General features: G+C 54.8%; 15 protein-coding genes, 2 pseudogenes and 1 other annotated feature. Of the genes and pseudogenes, 11 read left to right on the top strand and 6 right to left on the bottom strand.

The window, feature by feature from the left end:
- Nucleotides 1–401: pseudogene (locus G403_RS0119775) on the bottom strand (transposase); the annotation flags it as partial.
- Nucleotides 10–126: a sequence feature (AL1L pseudoknot), on the bottom strand. It overlaps the preceding pseudogene by 117 nt.
- On the opposite strand from G403_RS0119775, the gene G403_RS24045 reads away from it, so the two are divergent.
- The 7 genes and pseudogenes from G403_RS24045 (at nucleotide 400) to radC (ending at nucleotide 6455) form a co-directional block, all read left to right on the top strand.
- Nucleotides 400–1668 (top strand): reverse transcriptase domain-containing protein, encoded by a 1269-nt coding sequence (locus G403_RS24045; protein WP_425411716.1) that lies wholly within the window; start codon nucleotides 400–402, stop codon nucleotides 1666–1668. The pseudogene G403_RS0119775 and the gene G403_RS24045 overlap by 2 nt on opposite strands.
- A gap of 80 nt (nucleotides 1669–1748) precedes the next feature.
- Nucleotides 1749–2225: pseudogene (locus G403_RS25130) on the top strand (IS3 family transposase); the annotation flags it as partial.
- A 161-nt stretch (nucleotides 2226–2386) separates the two neighbouring features.
- Complete coding sequence (locus G403_RS0119760) at nucleotides 2387–2719, top strand: hypothetical protein (protein ID WP_027855526.1); 333 nt, start codon at nucleotides 2387–2389, stop codon at nucleotides 2717–2719.
- A 163-nt stretch (nucleotides 2720–2882) separates the two neighbouring features.
- Nucleotides 2883–3962, top strand: a complete 1080-nt coding sequence (locus G403_RS0119755; protein WP_084404128.1) for a YqaJ viral recombinase family nuclease — start codon at nucleotides 2883–2885, stop codon at nucleotides 3960–3962.
- 92 nt (nucleotides 3963–4054) lie between these two features.
- On the top strand, nucleotides 4055–5032 hold the full coding sequence (locus G403_RS24035) for a recombination directionality factor (protein ID WP_051299321.1): 978 nt from the start codon (nucleotides 4055–4057) through the stop codon (nucleotides 5030–5032).
- Nucleotides 5033–5133: 101 nt separating this feature from the next.
- A complete protein-coding gene (locus G403_RS0119745; RefSeq protein WP_051299318.1) occupies nucleotides 5134–5946 on the top strand; it encodes a DUF932 domain-containing protein in 813 nt (270 codons plus the stop codon).
- 11 nt (nucleotides 5947–5957) lie between these two features.
- Nucleotides 5958–6455, top strand: a complete 498-nt coding sequence (radC, locus tag G403_RS0119740; RefSeq protein ID WP_027855523.1) for a RadC family protein — start codon at nucleotides 5958–5960, stop codon at nucleotides 6453–6455.
- 95 nt (nucleotides 6456–6550) lie between these two features.
- Here radC and G403_RS0119735 read toward each other — a convergent pair whose 3' ends face one another.
- Nucleotides 6551–8026, bottom strand: coding sequence for an ATP-dependent DNA helicase (locus G403_RS0119735; protein ID WP_027855522.1), 1476 nt, complete (start codon nucleotides 8024–8026; stop codon nucleotides 6551–6553).
- Nucleotides 8027–8300: 274 nt separating this feature from the next.
- Nucleotides 8301–8672 (bottom strand): helix-turn-helix domain-containing protein, encoded by a 372-nt coding sequence (locus tag G403_RS25720; RefSeq protein WP_036234760.1) that lies wholly within the window; start codon nucleotides 8670–8672, stop codon nucleotides 8301–8303.
- A gap of 133 nt (nucleotides 8673–8805) precedes the next feature.
- Between G403_RS25720 and G403_RS0119720 the strand changes: the two genes are divergently transcribed.
- Nucleotides 8806–9048 (top strand): GAT domain-containing protein, encoded by a 243-nt coding sequence (locus tag G403_RS0119720; protein WP_027855520.1) that lies wholly within the window; start codon nucleotides 8806–8808, stop codon nucleotides 9046–9048.
- A 17-nt stretch (nucleotides 9049–9065) separates the two neighbouring features.
- Here the strand turns inward: G403_RS0119720 and G403_RS0119715 are convergent, their stop codons facing one another.
- Both G403_RS0119715 and G403_RS0119710 read right to left on the bottom strand, forming a co-directional pair.
- Nucleotides 9066–9728 (bottom strand): inovirus Gp2 family protein, encoded by a 663-nt coding sequence (locus tag G403_RS0119715; RefSeq protein WP_036234756.1) that lies wholly within the window; start codon nucleotides 9726–9728, stop codon nucleotides 9066–9068.
- Nucleotides 9729–10056: 328 nt separating this feature from the next.
- On the bottom strand, nucleotides 10057–10257 hold the full coding sequence (locus G403_RS0119710) for a helix-turn-helix transcriptional regulator (RefSeq protein WP_027855518.1): 201 nt from the start codon (nucleotides 10255–10257) through the stop codon (nucleotides 10057–10059).
- A gap of 175 nt (nucleotides 10258–10432) precedes the next feature.
- On the opposite strand from G403_RS0119710, the gene G403_RS0119705 reads away from it, so the two are divergent.
- Complete coding sequence (locus G403_RS0119705) at nucleotides 10433–11398, top strand: nuclease-related domain-containing protein (RefSeq protein ID WP_051299315.1); 966 nt, start codon at nucleotides 10433–10435, stop codon at nucleotides 11396–11398.
- 380 nt (nucleotides 11399–11778) lie between these two features.
- The gene (locus G403_RS24705) at nucleotides 11779–13695 is read left to right on the top strand and encodes a GGDEF domain-containing protein (RefSeq protein ID WP_169719919.1); all 1917 of its coding nucleotides are present in this window, start codon (nucleotides 11779–11781) and stop codon (nucleotides 13693–13695) included.
- A gap of 186 nt (nucleotides 13696–13881) precedes the next feature.
- Here the strand turns inward: G403_RS24705 and G403_RS24700 are convergent, their stop codons facing one another.
- Nucleotides 13882–14439 carry a hypothetical protein gene (locus tag G403_RS24700; RefSeq protein ID WP_051299310.1) on the bottom strand — a complete coding sequence of 186 codons (558 nt, stop codon included), beginning with the start codon at nucleotides 14437–14439 and terminating at the stop codon, nucleotides 13882–13884.
- Nucleotides 14440–14899: 460 nt separating this feature from the next.
- Between G403_RS24700 and G403_RS0119685 the strand changes: the two genes are divergently transcribed.
- Nucleotides 14900–15850 carry an IS110 family RNA-guided transposase gene (locus G403_RS0119685; RefSeq protein ID WP_027855515.1) on the top strand — a complete coding sequence of 317 codons (951 nt, stop codon included), beginning with the start codon at nucleotides 14900–14902 and terminating at the stop codon, nucleotides 15848–15850.
- The last annotated feature ends 231 nt before the right edge of the window (nucleotides 15851–16081 follow it).

The raw sequence follows: 16081 nt of genomic DNA, 5'->3' as shown, positions 1-16081 counted from the left end.
ATACGTCGAAGGGGCAATTGGCAGCTGGCTGCAAATCGACTCGACCCCGTACCGAGCACGATGCTCGTCGATGAACGAGACCATCACTTGGGTTTGCGGTCGAGCTCCGCCTGGGCGAAAAAAGCAGCCGCCTTGCGGAGGATCTCGTTGGCGCGCTTCAGTTCGGTGTTTTCACGCTCCAGTTGCTTGAGTCGTTCACGTTCAGAAAGGCTGGTCCGGCCGTCTTCCTGCGTGACCTCTGTGCGTTTGCACCAGGCTCTCAAGGTCTCTGGCGTACAGCCAATCTTACTGGCAATTGAGCAGATCGCCGCCCACTTGGACGGATATTCGTCTTGCTGTTCAATGACTAACCGAACAGCTCGCTCCCGGACTTCGGGGGAGTATCGTTTTGGTGAGTTCATGACTCCATCCTCTCAAGATATGGAGTCTCCGGTAAAGCCGGAGCGGTTCATACCCACTCTCCGTGATCGTATCGTGCAGCGCGCAATGCTTATGGTGATGGAACCGATTTGGGAAAGTGATTTTCATCCTCTCTCTTACGGCTTCAGACCGGAGCGCAGCGTTCACCACGCAATCCGTACCGTTAAGTTGCAACTGACGGATGGTACCGAAACCCGAGGTCGATGGGTTATCGAGGGTGATCTATTCAGCTACTTTGACACGGTTCATCATGATCTGCTGATGAAAGCGGTCCGCAGAAGAATTAGGGATACCCGATTCCTGAATCTGCTGTGGCGTTTTATCAAAGCCGGTCATATTGATGCTGGACTCTTCCGAGCCGCAAGTGAAGGTGTGCCGCAGGGAGGTGTGATATCGCCTCTACTGTCGAACATCATGCTAAATGAGTTCGACCAGTACCTGCACCAGCACTACCTGAGCGGGAAGGCACGGAAGGACCGTTGGTACTGGAACAACAGCATCCAGAAAGGCCGACGCACGGCTGTTCAAGAGGACTGGCAGTGGAAACCTGCCGTCGCCTACTGTCGTTACGCTGATGACTTCGTTGTCATCGTAAAGGGCTCAAAGGCCGAGGCAGAAGCGATACGGGAGGAATGCCGGAAGGTGTTGGAGGATCAGCTCAAGCTGACTCTCAATATGGAGAAAACCAAGATCACGCACGTGAACGACGGTTTTGTGTTCCTAGGGCACCGTATCATCCGCAAGCGCAGTCGCCTTGGCGACATGCGTGTGGTGTCAACGATTCCCCGGGACAAAGCAAAAGGCTTTGCAGCATCACTGACGGCACTGTTATCAGGTAACCATAGCGAAAGTAAGATCGACATGGTCGGAACGATCAACCGGAAGCTGAAGGGTTGGGCGGCGTTCTATCAGTTCGTTGACTACAAAGCCAAGGTCTTCAGCTATATCGACCGTGTCGTATTTTGGAAACTCGCCCACTGGCTGGGTCATAAGTACCGGGCGCGCATCAAACTGTTGATGCGTCACTGGTTCAAACACCCTACGACTGATCGACCCAAAACGTGGGTCCTCTTTGGGAAAACCAATCGGGGCCTGCTCGCTGGAGTTGAGCTGTTCAGACTTGTTGGGCGAGGTAGTCGTCGGTTCCGCTGGCGGTTACCGGAAGGCAATCCGTATCTGCGAATCGAAGACCGAAATACATTTACTTCTCGCTATGACGATGTAGCCATAGCTCTATCTAGCAGCTAAACGGAAAGCCGGATGCGCTGAAAGGTGCACGTCCGGTTTGGAGAGGAGAGGCAGGGAGATAGTTCGACTACGCCCTGTCTCTTACTCTACTTTGGGCAGGGGCTCAGTGGTCGTATCCCGACGTTGTTATGGACCTTTACGCCCGCAAAGTTGTTGGCTGGGCAGTCTCCACGACAGCACACGCGAGTCTAGTCATCAAGGCGCTGGATGACGCTTGGAGTCGGCGAGGGCAGCCTGAAGGCATCCTGTTCCATTCCGATCAAGGATGTCAGTACACGAGCCTGAAGTTCCGCCAACGGCTTTGGCGCTACCGCATGGAGCAAAGCATGAGCCGTCGTGGAAATTGCTGGGACAACTCGCCGATGGAGAGGCTGTTCCGCAGCCTGAAAACGGAATGGGTGCCAGAAACCGGTTACTCCTCGCTACTGGTCGCCAAAATGGATATTGGTCGGTACCTGATGGATTACTACAACCGCCAGCGGCCACATCGTGCCAATGGCGGCATCAGTCCACTGGCGGCGGAAGAAAAACTTAAAACCGTGTCCGGGATTAGTTGACCACTACATCCTGGCTGAGAAATCCGCATGAAATTATAAGCCCCCCGCCAGCTCCCCTTCCCTTCGTGACCAATCCCATTAAAAATAATTTCAACCCTGTATTACCCCACTGAAGAAGCCCCTTCGCTGCTTCATTTCCTTATCGATACAGGAGTTTGATCATGTCTATTTACTGCCCTGCCTGTGAGTCCCATCAGGTGATTACCCGTAACGTCGGTCGTAAGGTAGGTGGCACGGCCGGAGCTGTCGCCGGTACGGCAACTGGAGCCGCTGGCGCCTTAAGCGGTGCCCAGGCCGGTGCCGCTGTTGGATCGGTAGCGGGTCCAGTGGGCGTTGCCATCGGCACACTGGCCGGTGCCATCTTCGGTGGGCTGGTTGGCGGTACGGCCGGTGGCGTTGCCGGTGCCAAGCTCGGTGAAGAGTTCGATAACGAGGTGCTCGATAACTACGAGTGCACGGACTGTGGCCATTGTTTTCATGCCAGCACCGACTGATACCCACTCGCTCTAGCTCAACGACTTCGCCGATCGCAGCATCAGCACACTCCACTTCTTTCTGCTTCTTTTTCACTCTGACGACAGCAACCCAGACCTGGGGATAACGTCGGCCGCTGTTCGGCCTGCGTTGTATACGGCTGTCTGTCATAGGGAGGTTTGTATGTCTCAGTCTCTATCCAGAACCCCGGGCACCACGGTGGTGCCTCTGCATAAAAACCCAGCATCCAGCGCTTCACAACCGAGTACCGGTACCCGCCGTCACGGCCAGGCAAACCGGTTGGTTGATACTCGTCCGCTGGACCGCTCAGAGTGGTTAAGGGTACGCCAGTCTGGTATTGGCGCGTCCGATGCTGCAGCAGCGGTCGGCCTCAATCCCTATCAGTCCAAGCTCGCGCTCTGGATGGATAAAACCGGGCGCGACTCCGAGGATGAGCCGATACTGGACGGTACGGCGGACAGCCCCGTGTATTGGGGTAATGTGCTGGAACCTATCGTTGCCGAGCACTACGCCAAACGCACCGGCTTTAAGGTACGGCGCGTCAATGCAGTTCTGCAGCACCCGGATCGCCCCTGGATGCTGGCTAATCTGGATCGACAGGTGGTGGGCTCCGATGAGGTCCAGATCCTGGAGTGTAAAACGGCGGGCCTGAACGGTGCCAAGCTCTGGCGTGATGGCGTCCCCCATTACGTGCAGTTACAGGTGATGCATCAGCTGGCGGTCACCGGACAACAGGCCGCTGATGTGGCCGTATTGATCGCTGGTCAGGAGCTGCGGATCTATCGCCTGGAACGGGATGAGGCACTGATCAAACGACTCATCCACCTTGAGCATCAATTCTGGGCATTAGTGGAGTCGGATACGCCTCCGGACGCCGATGGCAGTGAGTCGGCTGATCGTGCACTGCGCCAGTTATACCCTCAGGACAACCATGCGGTGGTGGACTTCACCGAAGATCTACCGCTGGCTCGATCCTTTGCCCAGCTGCAACAGCTTCGCACCGAACTGGAGGCCGGTCATAAAGAGGAAGCTCGGCTCAAGCAGCGACTCCAGCACGCGATGAAGGAAGCCAGCGAAGCGCTGTTTCCTACCGGGCGGATTACCTGGAAGCGCAGTGCCGATCGACGCAGTGTCGATCTGGAGAAGCTCAAGTCCGAGCACCCGGACTGGGTTGAACAGTACCAGCGTGTTCAACCGGGCAGTCGGCGTTTTCTGCTCCATGCTCAGTCGACTGGATCCTGACTCCACCCCTCTCTCGTCACGTCACTTTTTAAACTCATAGCAGCGCTGATCCCAACAAGGGGTCGGCGCTTTTTTATGTCTGGAGGTTCACCATGCTAAAAGGCTTTGTTATTACGCCCCCGGTGTTGGGGCGCATCTCCATCGGTAAGGTGGTCGAGCGCGATGGTAAGCGTCTGCCACAGAAAGATGATCAGTTTACGATCACCACACAGCTCCAGTCCCGGGAGGGCTGGCTAATGCATCCACTGGATAAACAACTGCGGGAGGAGCAATCGGACAAGTTGCGACGGATCCCGGTGCAGTTGCCGTTTAACGATCCGGCACTCAATCTCCGGGTGGAGTATGCGCTCTTTGATCGAGAGACAGCCCGTCCCCTTTGCGTGGGCGATGGCGAACAGTGTCGGCGCCGTACTCAGGAGGGCATGGCCACCCTGCCCTGTCCGGGGCCCGATAGCTGCGAGTTGGCTCAGGGCGGGCACTGTAAACCCTTTGCCCGGCTCAATGTGGTCATTGGGGAGGCCGATCCCATCGGGACCTTTATCTACCGCACCACCGGGTTCAACAGTATCCGGACCCTGGCTGCTCGCCTGGCCTACTTCAGTGCGCTATCCAAAGGGCTGCTGGCCTGCCTGCCACTGGAGTTACGGTTGCGTGGCAAATCAACGCGTCAAAGCCATGGGACACCAATCTACTTTGTGGATCTCACGCTGCGGGACGGGGTCTCGTTGGAAGAGGCCTTGAAGGCGGCTCAAACCTTGGCGGCACAACGCCAATCCGCAGGTTTCGATCAGGCCGCCCTGGATGAAGCAGCCCGGGTCGGATTTAGTCTGGGTGCTTTTGAGGAGCAGGAGGAGGATCTGCCGTCGGTGCTGGAGGAGTTTTATCCAACGGCTGCCACAGAGGCCGAGCAGGTGACGGACCTAACCCACCCGTCCGAGGCACAACGGCCCGACGCGCTATCCACCCTGCGCCCCGCTAAACCGGCACAACCTGTCACACCGCGAGCCACTCGCACCACACGATCAACCCCGACAACCTCAACCGCCACTCGATCCGCTTCGCGCCACTGACACCGGCGCTCACGCATTTTCTAACCCACCCCGACACGCTCATCACTGTCTTACAGAACGGACAGGGCGTTGTTGTGGGTAACATTCAGGAGTACACACTCATGACGACTTATCTCAACCACGATCAACTCTTCCGTGAAGCCCCCGCGATCTTCGCCCGTACACCGGATAGTGCAGTATCCCAACGCTATGGATTTGTCCCTACGATCCAGGTCATCGATGCCCTGGAAGCGGAAGGCTGGTATCCCGTGCGGGCACAACAAACCCGGGCTCGCCAGCCGGAACGTCAGTCAGTCGCCCGTCATCTGATTCGTTTCCGGCAGGATCCCCAGCGCCAGATACAGGTCGGTGACAGCGTTGCCGAACTGGTTCTGACCAACAGCCACGACCGCTCAGCCGCCTACCAGTTAGACCTGGGTCTTTTCAGGCTGGTCTGTAGTAACGGCATGGTTACCCCGGTGGGTGACCTGGGTGGCATCCGTGTTCGCCATGGCCGTCAGGTGGTGGACCAGATCCTGGAAGGTTCTGTGGCCTTGGTTGACCAGGCACCTCAGGTCGCGAATGCCGTAGAGCGTTTTCGAGCCACCCAGCTGGATCGGGACGAAGCCTTGCTGTTCGCTCAAGGCGCGCTCTATCAGCGTTATGGCCAAGACTGGGAGCAACTGAGTCCCGTGTCCGTCGACTCGATCCTGGCCGCGCGTCGCCCCGAAGATCAGCAGCGCGATCTCTGGCACGTGTTCAACCGGATTCAGGAGAACCTGCTCAAGGGCGGCATCCCTGGACGAGCCGCCAGTGGCCGTCGTGTGCGTACCCGGGCGATCCGATCCGTTCAGGAGGATGTGCGACTCAACCGGGCTTTGTGGCAACTGGCTGAACAGTTCGCTGCCAATCCACATTCACTCATCGCAGCCTAGGAGGACCACCTATGGCACTGGCACGTTTAATCGCCGGTGAGGAACCGGGTACCTACGTGGTACCCGATGCCGTCACTGAAGCGGAACTGCTCGACCTGGCCAAGAAGCTCGCTCGGCGCCGACTGGCTCGCGGTCGACCACTCAGTAACCCCGAGGAAGTACGCCGTGCTCTTCAAACTCTATTGTTGGATTACCAGCATGAGGTGTTCGGGCTCCTGCTGCTGGACAACCGCCACCGGATCCTGCGATTCATGGAGCTGTTTCGGGGCACCATCAACAGCGCCAGCATCTATCCACGGGAGGTGGTTAAAGAGACCCTGCTGGCCAATGCCGCCGCCGTCATTCTGGTTCACAATCACCCCTCCGGTGAGACGGAACCCAGCCAGGCGGATAAATTGATAACCCAGCGTCTCAGCCATGCGCTGAACACGGTGGAGGTGCGGGTGATCGATCACGTCGTGGTCGGCAGCGAGGGGTATACGTCATTCGCCGAAGAAGGGCTGATTTGAGTCAGCAACACGCGCGATACAGATAGTTCGACGGTGAACAAGGCGGCTCTTCGGGGCCGCCTTCTCACTCGAGCACTATCCTTTCTTTTTTCTTGTCAGCTCGCGTAAGCCGCGTGCGGCGGGTTCACTAAAATGACCCGCTCCGATGCCCGTGTGATCGCCGTGTAGATCCACCGGTCAATCTGCTCTGGCGGAAACATCTGTCCGCCCGACAGATCGATAATCACCTGCCCCCACTCGCCACCCTGTGCTTTGTGACAGGTCATCGCGTAGCCGTATTTGACGACCAGGGCATTCAGATAAGGGTCCTCAGCCTGGGCTTCCAGATAAGCCTGACTGCCCGATGTGGCCTTGGGATGTCGCTGCATAAACAGCTGCTGCAAGGCCCACTCTTCCCGCTCACCGAGCTGAGCGGTCGGCGTATCCAACAGGTTTTCGAGGATCAGGCACTCTCGCTCATCCTGAACCCGCCCCTGGTGTATCAACCCCACGCTCGCCTGGCGAAAGCGTAGCTCTATGCTTTCTTTGCCGTAGGGGATATGAAAGACCTCCGGCTGATCAGACAGATAGTGCACACTGAGCAGGTCACCATTCTGCAAGCCACTCAAGCGGTTGTTGCGCATCACCAACAGCCGATCCCCGGGGTACATCGGGCCGTCCCATTGCTGGTAGAGCGTGGCGCGCACCGCTTCATTATATTCCTGCACCCGGCGGTTCGTCCGAGCGACCGCCACCGCAGACTGTTCCCCTACGACGCTTTGAGCAATGAGATCCACCGCCTGATGAAAGCTCGCTGCCTGAATATCACGGTAGTTAACCCGCAACGGATAGACGTTGGGAACACCGTCCACTATCTGATTACGCAGGGCCGTGGCGATTTCGAGCAATGCACTATCGCCTTTCTGGCGGACCACCTGCGTGAGGTCGTAACACTGGACCTGTAGACCAAACACCTGATTCAGGTAGTCCGGTGCCATGGCTGGCGAACAGGTGTCACCAACCGGGGGAAGTTGGGCGGGATCACCGATGATGATCAACTTGACTGGACGCCCAGCCGGTCGGGTCGCATCCTGTTCTCGCACGTAGCGGATCAGGTCTGACAGCACCCGACCACTCCCGAAGGCGAGCCCTTGCTGACGCATGGGTTTGTCTCCCACCATGGAGGCTTCATCAATAATCAGCAGATCCACTTCGGGATCATTCTGACGCGCCGGGAAATAACGGTCGATTAACGGTTCGCCATCATCGACCGCGTGATCCGCACAGCGCATATTCCCGAGATAGTAGAGAAATTTGTGCAGGGTCTGGGTCGGTATTTGATAGCCGCTGGACTGACTAAAACCTGCATTGACCTTGTCCTGCATAATCCTCGACGCACGCCCTGTCGGTGAGAGCATCGTGATCGAAAATTGCTGCTGCAACGCCATCTCCAGAATGTAAGGCACTATCGTCGTTTTGCCGGTCCCCGCGCCACCTCGAAGAACGAAGGCATCACAGTACGGATCCTGCAAAAACTGCTGGATCGCGTTGAGGGCATTCTGTTGGTCAGTATTCGGGGTAAAGCGGATCATTGTATTGAACTCCTGTGCACACGGACGCACGCCAGCACGGATAAAGGCCTGGCGCTGTAGGGTGTGCGAATGAAAAGGGGGTTGTGACTCAGATGAGTCGGTTTAATGGGAAAGGCACGCTCCGCCGTAGTGACTGCACGGGGAAGCAGAGCCCGGGTAGGGCTCTGGGTTGGTCAAACACGAAGCATTGGGCTGTGCAGGGTCTGGAGGTGATGCGTGCAGCTTTCCTTCAGAAGATGGTGCTACGGTGTAAGGATTTACATATCGCGAGAGGTTAGCCGGATAAGGCGCGATCGATCATCTGGCGTAGCAGCGTGCGGGCGGCGCCACTGGGACGGCGTCGACGTTGCTCCCAATCCTGCAGCGTTCGCGGACTGATCCCCATGTGGCGGGCAAAATCGGCCTGGGTCATCTGCTGGGCCCGGCGCACTTTAATAGCATCACGCATCAGTTCGTCCACGGGATCCCGGTACGGCAACTCCGTTTCCGCGCGACCCTTTTCCCGGGAATTTGCAGGCAGTGCCGGATACTCGGTGTCACTCTGCCTGCTGTAGGCCACCTCCATCCCTTTCCACTCCTGAAAGTTGGCAGCAGGTATATCGTTCTGTTGCGCAAACTGATCGGCGATCTCTTGTAGTAATGACATGGTTTATCTCCCTTCTTGATCTGCACACGGCAGGGCCGCGCATACCATAGGGCTGCAATGACAGAGATGTTGTCGCTCAAGTCAGGAATCTCCCGGCCGATACACAGTCCATCGCGACCAAGGAGGGCGTTCGATGACTCACACCCACGCGCAAGCTATCGCATTAAGAACCGAGGACGATCTGCAGTCAGAGCTTCACCCAGACTGTCCATTGCTGATTCGCACATTAATGGAGCAACTGAAGGTGTCCGAGCCGATCGCCCGTCGTATTGCAGAACAGGAGCGCCCGACGGAAGAGACGCTCAAGCGACTACTGACGTTGTACGATGCCAGTGATGCGCCTTACATACCGCCCACGTTCGACCTCCCATTCTAATCACATCGCCAGAGGCTCTAGCGGGTCGATGCCCCAAAGCAGTGGTGCCGGTTCCCAAAGGTTTTGCTCCTGGCTTTACACAGGTAGCTGATCCGGTAAAACAGATCACATTCACCCCGGTAGTCCTCACGTGCATTCAGGCTGTATTCGGCATTCTCCGGCACATGGACCAGCCCGAGCGAGTCCTCCTCCGGTAAACTTAATGCAGAGGCCCAAGCCTGGCGGATCAGCGTAAGCAGGTTATCCGCCTCAGGGGCATAGCTACCCAACCTGAAGTAGGCGTCTCGGTTGAACAATAAAACCAGGTGATAGTGAGGAGTCTTAGAGCCGCTCTGCTCTCGAGCCCAAATCATCCGTACCCGGCAGGGATGCACCGTTTTACCCAGGCTATCGCGTCGTGCTGACCTCGCCTGTATCCGGGCATCCAGGGCTTTTTTGAAACGCTCCATCACATGGTTATCGTTTTGTATTCCTAGCGCGCCTTCAGCTGGATAGCGCAGATCGATCCGCGCCGCAAAGATGCGTTTGTACTCCTTTTTCGTGCGTTCCAGAGTTCGGTACGCTCTGTCCAAGTACTCCTCCAGGCAGGGTTGGGAGTTATTCGCCTGTATCGGCATCCCTCGGTATTCAGGGTTGGTATAGATCCGTAGATTGGGGTTAGCAGGTAAGCGTTGATTCATGGGATTCTCCATTATCAAAGCCTCAAATGCAGTCTGTCGCTCAGGCACACAGATACGTATCCACCTTGAGTACCAGTCGCCTCGTTGAAGGCGTTGATAGTCATAGGTATGGATGAATGTCTATGGTATGAGTGGGATAGGTAGGGTTTATCTTGTAGTGATTTAGATACTACTACTACCGAAATGCAGTGACCGGGAATCACTGCACCGGATTAATCAAAAGCCCGACGCGGGCTGCTCTTTTTAGGCAGACTGGCACTCGAGGAAAGTATTACGTTGGAATAGGCATAAAACCATCCGGCGTACCGGTGGCCACGATAGGGGTAGGTCAGGCGTTGCGATCCAGCGCAAGGTCTCGCTGTTCGATGCGCTCCAGAATCCATTGTTCGAGTTCATGCTCGATCCAGGCGACCGAGTTACCTCCCAGGCTGACCGGTGGAGGAAACTGATCCTCGGAGATCAGACGGTAGATGGTGGAGCGGGACAGTCCGGTCATACGTTGGACTTCGGGTCGGCGAAGCAATCTCATGGTTCATCTCCTTAGAGCTTATTGACTCATGAGATCGAGCAGAGATGTGCAAAATTACATAAGCTTCGCGAGCTGGCACCCCCAGCGCATAGCAACGCTCGGCCCCGACGTGGAGTATTCTCCAGTGCCGGCTCGATATAGAATCAAACCTTGGAAAAAACGACACGGAGACGTCATGCCCATCGTTACAACTAAACAGCAGAAAGCCCTCTCAGATGCTCGGCAGGTGGCTGGGGATAAACAAGAGCGTGATGTCGCTTTCTATTTGCGCCGCTCCTTCAAGGACAGTGAAGACATCTTCGTCTTCAATGACTACGCCTTTCGCTACAACGACGAGAATGCTCAGATCGATCATCTGGTCGTGCATCGGTATGGTTTTTTGATTCTGGAGTCGAAGAGCATCTACGGCGAAGTGAAGGTTAACTCGGCGGGTGAATGGTCGCGTAGTTTCAACGGGAAATGGTCGGGCATTCCCTCCCCTATTAAGCAAGCTGAGCTGCAGCAGGCGCTGCTTAAGAAGATGCTCAATGACAACGCATCCGCCTTCCTCGGCAAGATCATGGGATTGCAGCAACAGGTTGGCGGTCGAAAATGGGATGCTCTATGTGTCGTCTCTAACTCCTGCATACTACACCGCGATAATATTCCGAAGGACATTAACGCCCGCATCATCAAGAGTGAGTCCGTCGCTGACGTTGTTGAGAAAATCGGAGGTAAAGGACGGCTGAAAGCCTTTATCGAAACCGCCCCTGCTTTTTCAGGGAGCGAGCTTGAGCGCATCGTGGCATACCTGCTGGAGCACCAAGTGGGTACAACCTCACCGCCATCTACTCCGGAAGTCGAATCAAAACCTCTCCCCGATGCGGGGCCTACCCCGTTACTAAGCAATGAACCCAGCACGTCATCCCACTTGGCCTGCAAAAAATGTGGTGAAACGAAGCAGCTGCAAGGCTGCTACGGCAAGTACGGCTACTACGTTAAGTGTGATGCCTGCGGCACCAATACATCCATGCGGGTGCCGTGCATCCGCTGTGGCGGGACGGACGTAAAAATCACCAAAAAGAAACTCGAGTACTGGATCACCTGTGGGTGTTCCGAGCCCTATCTGCTGTTCAGACAGGAATCCGCTGAGTCTCCCTGAAACCAGCCCACTCACAGTGGAAGAAGCCTGGAGCAAGGCTCACCTATTTCTCGATTTTTGGAAAGGTGAGCTCGATTTTGGCGATGGCGTGCGAATTATAGTGTGCAGCCTCGTTCTCCGGGTCACGGGTCACCTGCTTGCCATAGAGCTAGAAATCGACCAGATCCTTTTCAGGGTCGACGCGAATCAACGACAAACCTACGGACAAAGGTGACAATCTTCTCTTTAATCTATAGCTTAACCAAAATTGAGATTTACCGTTCTAGGCTCCACAGTTTCATATTCAAAAGGTTCGGTCATAGCCCTCGACGGTCAACTAGATCGGCTATACAGGAGTGTAACTGGACTAGGGAAAAAGTATTTTTATGGAGACAGAAGGGATGTCCCCCGCCACAAATAAGATACCCGGCAAGAGAACAGTGCTTTTCTGGCTGGCGGGTCTGATTACTCTGAGCTTTCTGCTAATCATGACAGGGATTAGCCTGTATCAGTCCTGGCAGAAAGAGGAGAAACTCCAGCACCAACAACGCAGCTACTACCAAGGTCAACTTCAGGATGTGTTGCATAGGTCACTGTGGATGGTAGAGCTGGATATAAGCCGTCTGGCCACTTCTCCTCTGCTTGAACGTCATCTCCTTCAGCCCAACTCCAGCACTCAAACGCTTCTGCAAGAAGTCTATCTTTCACTGGCAGACGTGCGTCCCGTTTATGACCAGATCCGTCTGATTGATACCGAAGGCAATGAGCAGATTCGTATTAATCGCGCTGACGATGAAGCTCCCTATGTATTACCAGCTAACGCGTTACAAAATAAGGCTCATCGCTACTATGTAGCCGAGGGGATGCAGCTGCTGGAGGGTAATATATATGTATCGCCATTGGATCTGAATATCGAACATAAACAGGTCGAATTACCCTTCAAGCCGATGCTGCGTATTGTGCAGCCGGTTTATCTTCATGGAAAACGGTACGGTCAGGTGGTAATCAACTACCGTGCTGAAGAACTATTGAAACAGCTGGATAACGCCTTACCGCAGCCCTTGCAGTCAATACTCATCAATGACAGAGGGCAATGGCTGCACGGCAATGAAGAGCAAGATTGGAGCTTTATGTTCGAAGCTCATAGCGGCTTGTCGCAGCAGCGCCCTGCGCTCTGGCAGCAAATCAAGGCCCAGCCAACCGGACAGATCACCCTCGGACAGGACTGTCTGGCGTACGCGTGGACCCACTACGGAAGTGAGCATGTGGTGTCACCTCGCTGGCTGATCGGATTCCGTGAGATAGGTAGCCCTTGCAACGGGTTGGAGGCCCAACACCAGAGTCGTGCAGCACAGCTTCTAGGAGCGGGCACCCTGGCCGGATTCATGGTGCTCTTTGGCTGGCATCAACTCCGTTCACGTCGTCTGCGACTTTATCACCGCTTGCTGGTCAACGAGCAGCGGCTACGCCTGGTGACCAATGAAATGGGTAACGGTGTGATCATGGTCGATGCCCAGGGCTGTGCACGCTGGATGAACCCGGAAGCCGAACGCTTGCTGGGCTGGAAAGAATCAGAGGTTGTTGGCCGCTACTTGCACGATATCATTCATGTGACAGCAGAGGGTGAGAGTCTTGATCGAGATGAGTGCCTGACCCACAGGGCGCTGCGCACAGGCCAGCGTCAGCATAGAGAACGTGATTATCTCTGCACCCGTGAAGGAACCGTCATGCCGGTTAGTTTCACCGTCAGCCCTCTACACCAACTTGAATCAGGTGGCGCGGTGATCACCTTCAATGATGATCGTGAAAAAGCTATAACCGAGAACCGCTTACGTCAGCAAGCAGAAACGGATGAGCTCACAGGCTCTCTCAACCGGCGGGCTATACTGCGTCACGTCGAGCAGTTAATCAGTACAAACGTGAGGTTTGGCGTGATTATGTTCGACTTGGACCACTTCAAACAGGTAAATGACAACTACGGTCATGGGGTAGGTGACAAAATATTGATTGAAGCCACCCGTACAGTCCAAGAACTCCTGCGCAGCCACGACAATTTTGGTCGAATCGGCGGCGAAGAATTTCTGCTGGTGATCGATAACTTGAATGCGGATGATCTCTGCAAACTGGCCGAGCGCATCCGAAGCCGTCTTGAGTGTCATCGTTGTGAAGTCGGCGACCAGTCATTGCAGGTTACCGCCAGCTTTGGTGTGGCAATGCATCGGCCTAGTGAGACACTAGGTGAGCTATTGGCCCGAGCTGATGAGGTGCTGTACCAAGCCAAAGGCCGCGGTCGCAACGTAGTGGTCGCCGTGGACTAATCGTCTGGTGATGGCCCTTTGCAGACCTTTAGGGAGTTCTAATGAGCGCACCGCGACAATTAACGTTTGCAGTTGCGGCAGGTGCGTAGCGCAGCATAGTACCTGTCCGGCAACCTGTACTTGTTAGGCATGCCCAGTGTCGGCTTGTTTGCTGATCAAGCTGGAATAAATCCTCCATGAAGAGCCCTACGATGACTCATCTGGAAATTGCTCAACCTCCATGAACTCTTCGCTAACTGGCTTCATCTCTCCCATTACCAGCGGTGCCTTTGTTCCGTCCCTGTTCAGAGTTTTGGCGAGCATGCGCAGGTCAATCAAAGTGTCAGAGACTTTTTCTATCAGTCGTCCCCGGCTTGAGGCCTTGCCAGTCTCGCTTTCTCCCGCTCCGTACTCTTCCCGCCGAGAGGGTGAAAACTGATTAATAAGGCTTTCGATATCCTGCCTATCCAGCGATACGCCATCCCAATTATGGGCGAACCTATTCCGAATCTTCCTAAGTATTTCCAATGTCTGATAGCCATCCTTTCGCACCAATCCAAACACATAGGCGGCTTTGATCCTCGCGGAAAATGTTCCGAGTGGCGCATTGAAGCCGTTGACCAGCTCTTTCGCTTGTTTTGGCTCACGAAGGTAGTTGAGCAATAGAAGCTCCAATGTATCCTCGGCGAAAGCTGCTATGGTCAGGACCAAGCCTCGGTCATCGTGTTCGTGGAGTGATTCAAACAGGCTATTGAGCTCATCCACGTAAGGCTCTTGGTGAGGGTTTACTGGTGGCTTTACATAGCCCTTCTTGCCTAAGGAATTCAACTAGCGCCTCCTACCGTGGTCCGATTGCCTGTATTAGCAGGATAAGATTTTAGCGAGCAAAGTCCTACTGGACTCGGACATTAATATTCGACCAGGACATGACTCCCCAGTGCCCAACGCTCAATTAAAGGGCCGAAAAAGCGTAGCTTTTGAGGTCCCAGCCCGCTTGCGGGCAAACCTTAATTTCTTGTATGGATAATTCCGTGTGATTTCCGGGTAAAGTCGAGGCCCACCCTCAACGGCCATTGAGGGCCTTCATGCAGTAGCTCGGTGCATTGCCGGCTCCTCTTGCGAGAGACCGATAACAAGTGGGTAGCGCTGCATGACTCCTTAGCCATAACTCGAACAGTCATAGGGGCCTCGAGCCCGCATAGCAAGGCAGAGTCAGCTTATTATCATGAACACGGAAAGCCAAATTGAAATCAACGTCGGCGTGGACGTCGGCAAGACCAAACTCGATATCGTACTGCATCCGCTGGACCTCCATTTCCAGATTCCGAACGATGAGGAGCAAATCCTTAAGACCGTTCAGGTGCTTAAAACTCACAATATCAAACGCATCGTCGTTGAAGCCACAGGCCGCTATGAGCACGCTTTTGTCTTCGCCTGCGATCAGGCCGATCTACCCATTGTAGTCGTCAACCCGATCAGTGTCCGACGCTATGCACAGGCTATCGGCGTACTCGCTAAGACCGACAGAATCGATGCCAGTGTCATCGCGCGTTTTGCGGCCACTATTCAGCCTGACATCAAGCCTATACCGGACAAGCAGTCTCGTTTAATCAAAGACTTGCTGATCCGTCGAAGCCAGTTGCTCGAGATGCAAACCATGGAGAAAAACCGTCTCCAGATCTTACCTAAAGCCTTGCACCGGTCGATCAATGGCTTGCTGAAATCACTAAAAACCCAAATCGATGCTATCACCAGACAGATCGATGAAACGGTCATCCAGGTCAAACATTGGCGCACCAAAACCGAAATCCTCACCAGCGTACCGGGTGTCGGAAAAGTACTCGCCTACACGCTACTCAGCGAGCTGCCGGAACTTGGCAAGCTCAACCGTAAAGAGATCGCTGCCCTAGTCGGTGTCGCTCCTATGAACCGAGAAAGTGGTTCCTATAACGGCAAACGTCGTATCCGTGGTGGGCGTCACCGCATACGTACCGTGATGTTCATGGCGATGCTCTCATCGATTCAGTGTAACCCTGTTTTCAAACGCTTCTATGAGCATCTAAAGGCCCAGGGAAAACTGCCCAAAGTGGCTATCATCGCCTGCATGCGCAAGCTCATCGTGGTGCTCAATACACTCCTGAAAAACGAGGAGCGCTGGTGTGAAAAAACCGCCTAAATATTATCACTGGACACCACAGTCACTTATGTGGACTCCACCCGGTCAACAAAGAATACTGATAATTAGAAAATCATGCGGTCTTATGTACGAGCTCTCCAAGGGTAGGCTCAAAGATAGTTCCGCGGACAACCCGGTCATCTCTTGTTAACGAGTTATGGACTCTCGTGACTGTACTGACTCTGGTTGTTGACTGTTCATCTAATCGGTCGCATTCTTTGATTGATAGTA

The organism is Marinobacterium litorale DSM 23545 (assembly GCF_000428985.1).
Classification (GTDB): domain Bacteria; phylum Pseudomonadota; class Gammaproteobacteria; order Pseudomonadales; family Balneatricaceae; genus Marinobacterium_D; species Marinobacterium_D litorale.
The sequence above is the reverse complement of the archived record's forward strand: the minus strand, read 5'-3'. Positions and strand labels throughout refer to the sequence as shown.

Coding starts and splice junctions, on each gene's coding strand:
- G403_RS25720 (WP_036234760.1), bottom strand. CDS start 8,672: ATGTCATTACTACAAGAGATCGCCGATCAGTTTGCGCAACAGAACGAT.
- G403_RS0119735 (WP_027855522.1), bottom strand. CDS start 8,026: ATGATCCGCTTTACCCCGAATACTGACCAACAGAATGCCCTCAACGCG.
- G403_RS0119705 (WP_051299315.1), top strand. CDS start 10,433: ATGCCCATCGTTACAACTAAACAGCAGAAAGCCCTCTCAGATGCTCGG.
- G403_RS24045 (WP_425411716.1), top strand. CDS start 400: ATGACTCCATCCTCTCAAGATATGGAGTCTCCGGTAAAGCCGGAGCGG.
- G403_RS0119715 (WP_036234756.1), bottom strand. CDS start 9,728: ATGAATCAACGCTTACCTGCTAACCCCAATCTACGGATCTATACCAAC.
- G403_RS0119685 (WP_027855515.1), top strand. CDS start 14,900: ATGAACACGGAAAGCCAAATTGAAATCAACGTCGGCGTGGACGTCGGC.
- G403_RS0119720 (WP_027855520.1), top strand. CDS start 8,806: ATGACTCACACCCACGCGCAAGCTATCGCATTAAGAACCGAGGACGAT.
- G403_RS0119710 (WP_027855518.1), bottom strand. CDS start 10,257: ATGAGATTGCTTCGCCGACCCGAAGTCCAACGTATGACCGGACTGTCC.
- G403_RS0119760 (WP_027855526.1), top strand. CDS start 2,387: ATGTCTATTTACTGCCCTGCCTGTGAGTCCCATCAGGTGATTACCCGT.
- G403_RS0119755 (WP_084404128.1), top strand. CDS start 2,883: ATGTCTCAGTCTCTATCCAGAACCCCGGGCACCACGGTGGTGCCTCTG.
- G403_RS24035 (WP_051299321.1), top strand. CDS start 4,055: ATGCTAAAAGGCTTTGTTATTACGCCCCCGGTGTTGGGGCGCATCTCC.
- G403_RS24705 (WP_169719919.1), top strand. CDS start 11,779: ATGTCCCCCGCCACAAATAAGATACCCGGCAAGAGAACAGTGCTTTTC.
- G403_RS0119745 (WP_051299318.1), top strand. CDS start 5,134: ATGACGACTTATCTCAACCACGATCAACTCTTCCGTGAAGCCCCCGCG.
- radC (WP_027855523.1), top strand. CDS start 5,958: ATGGCACTGGCACGTTTAATCGCCGGTGAGGAACCGGGTACCTACGTG.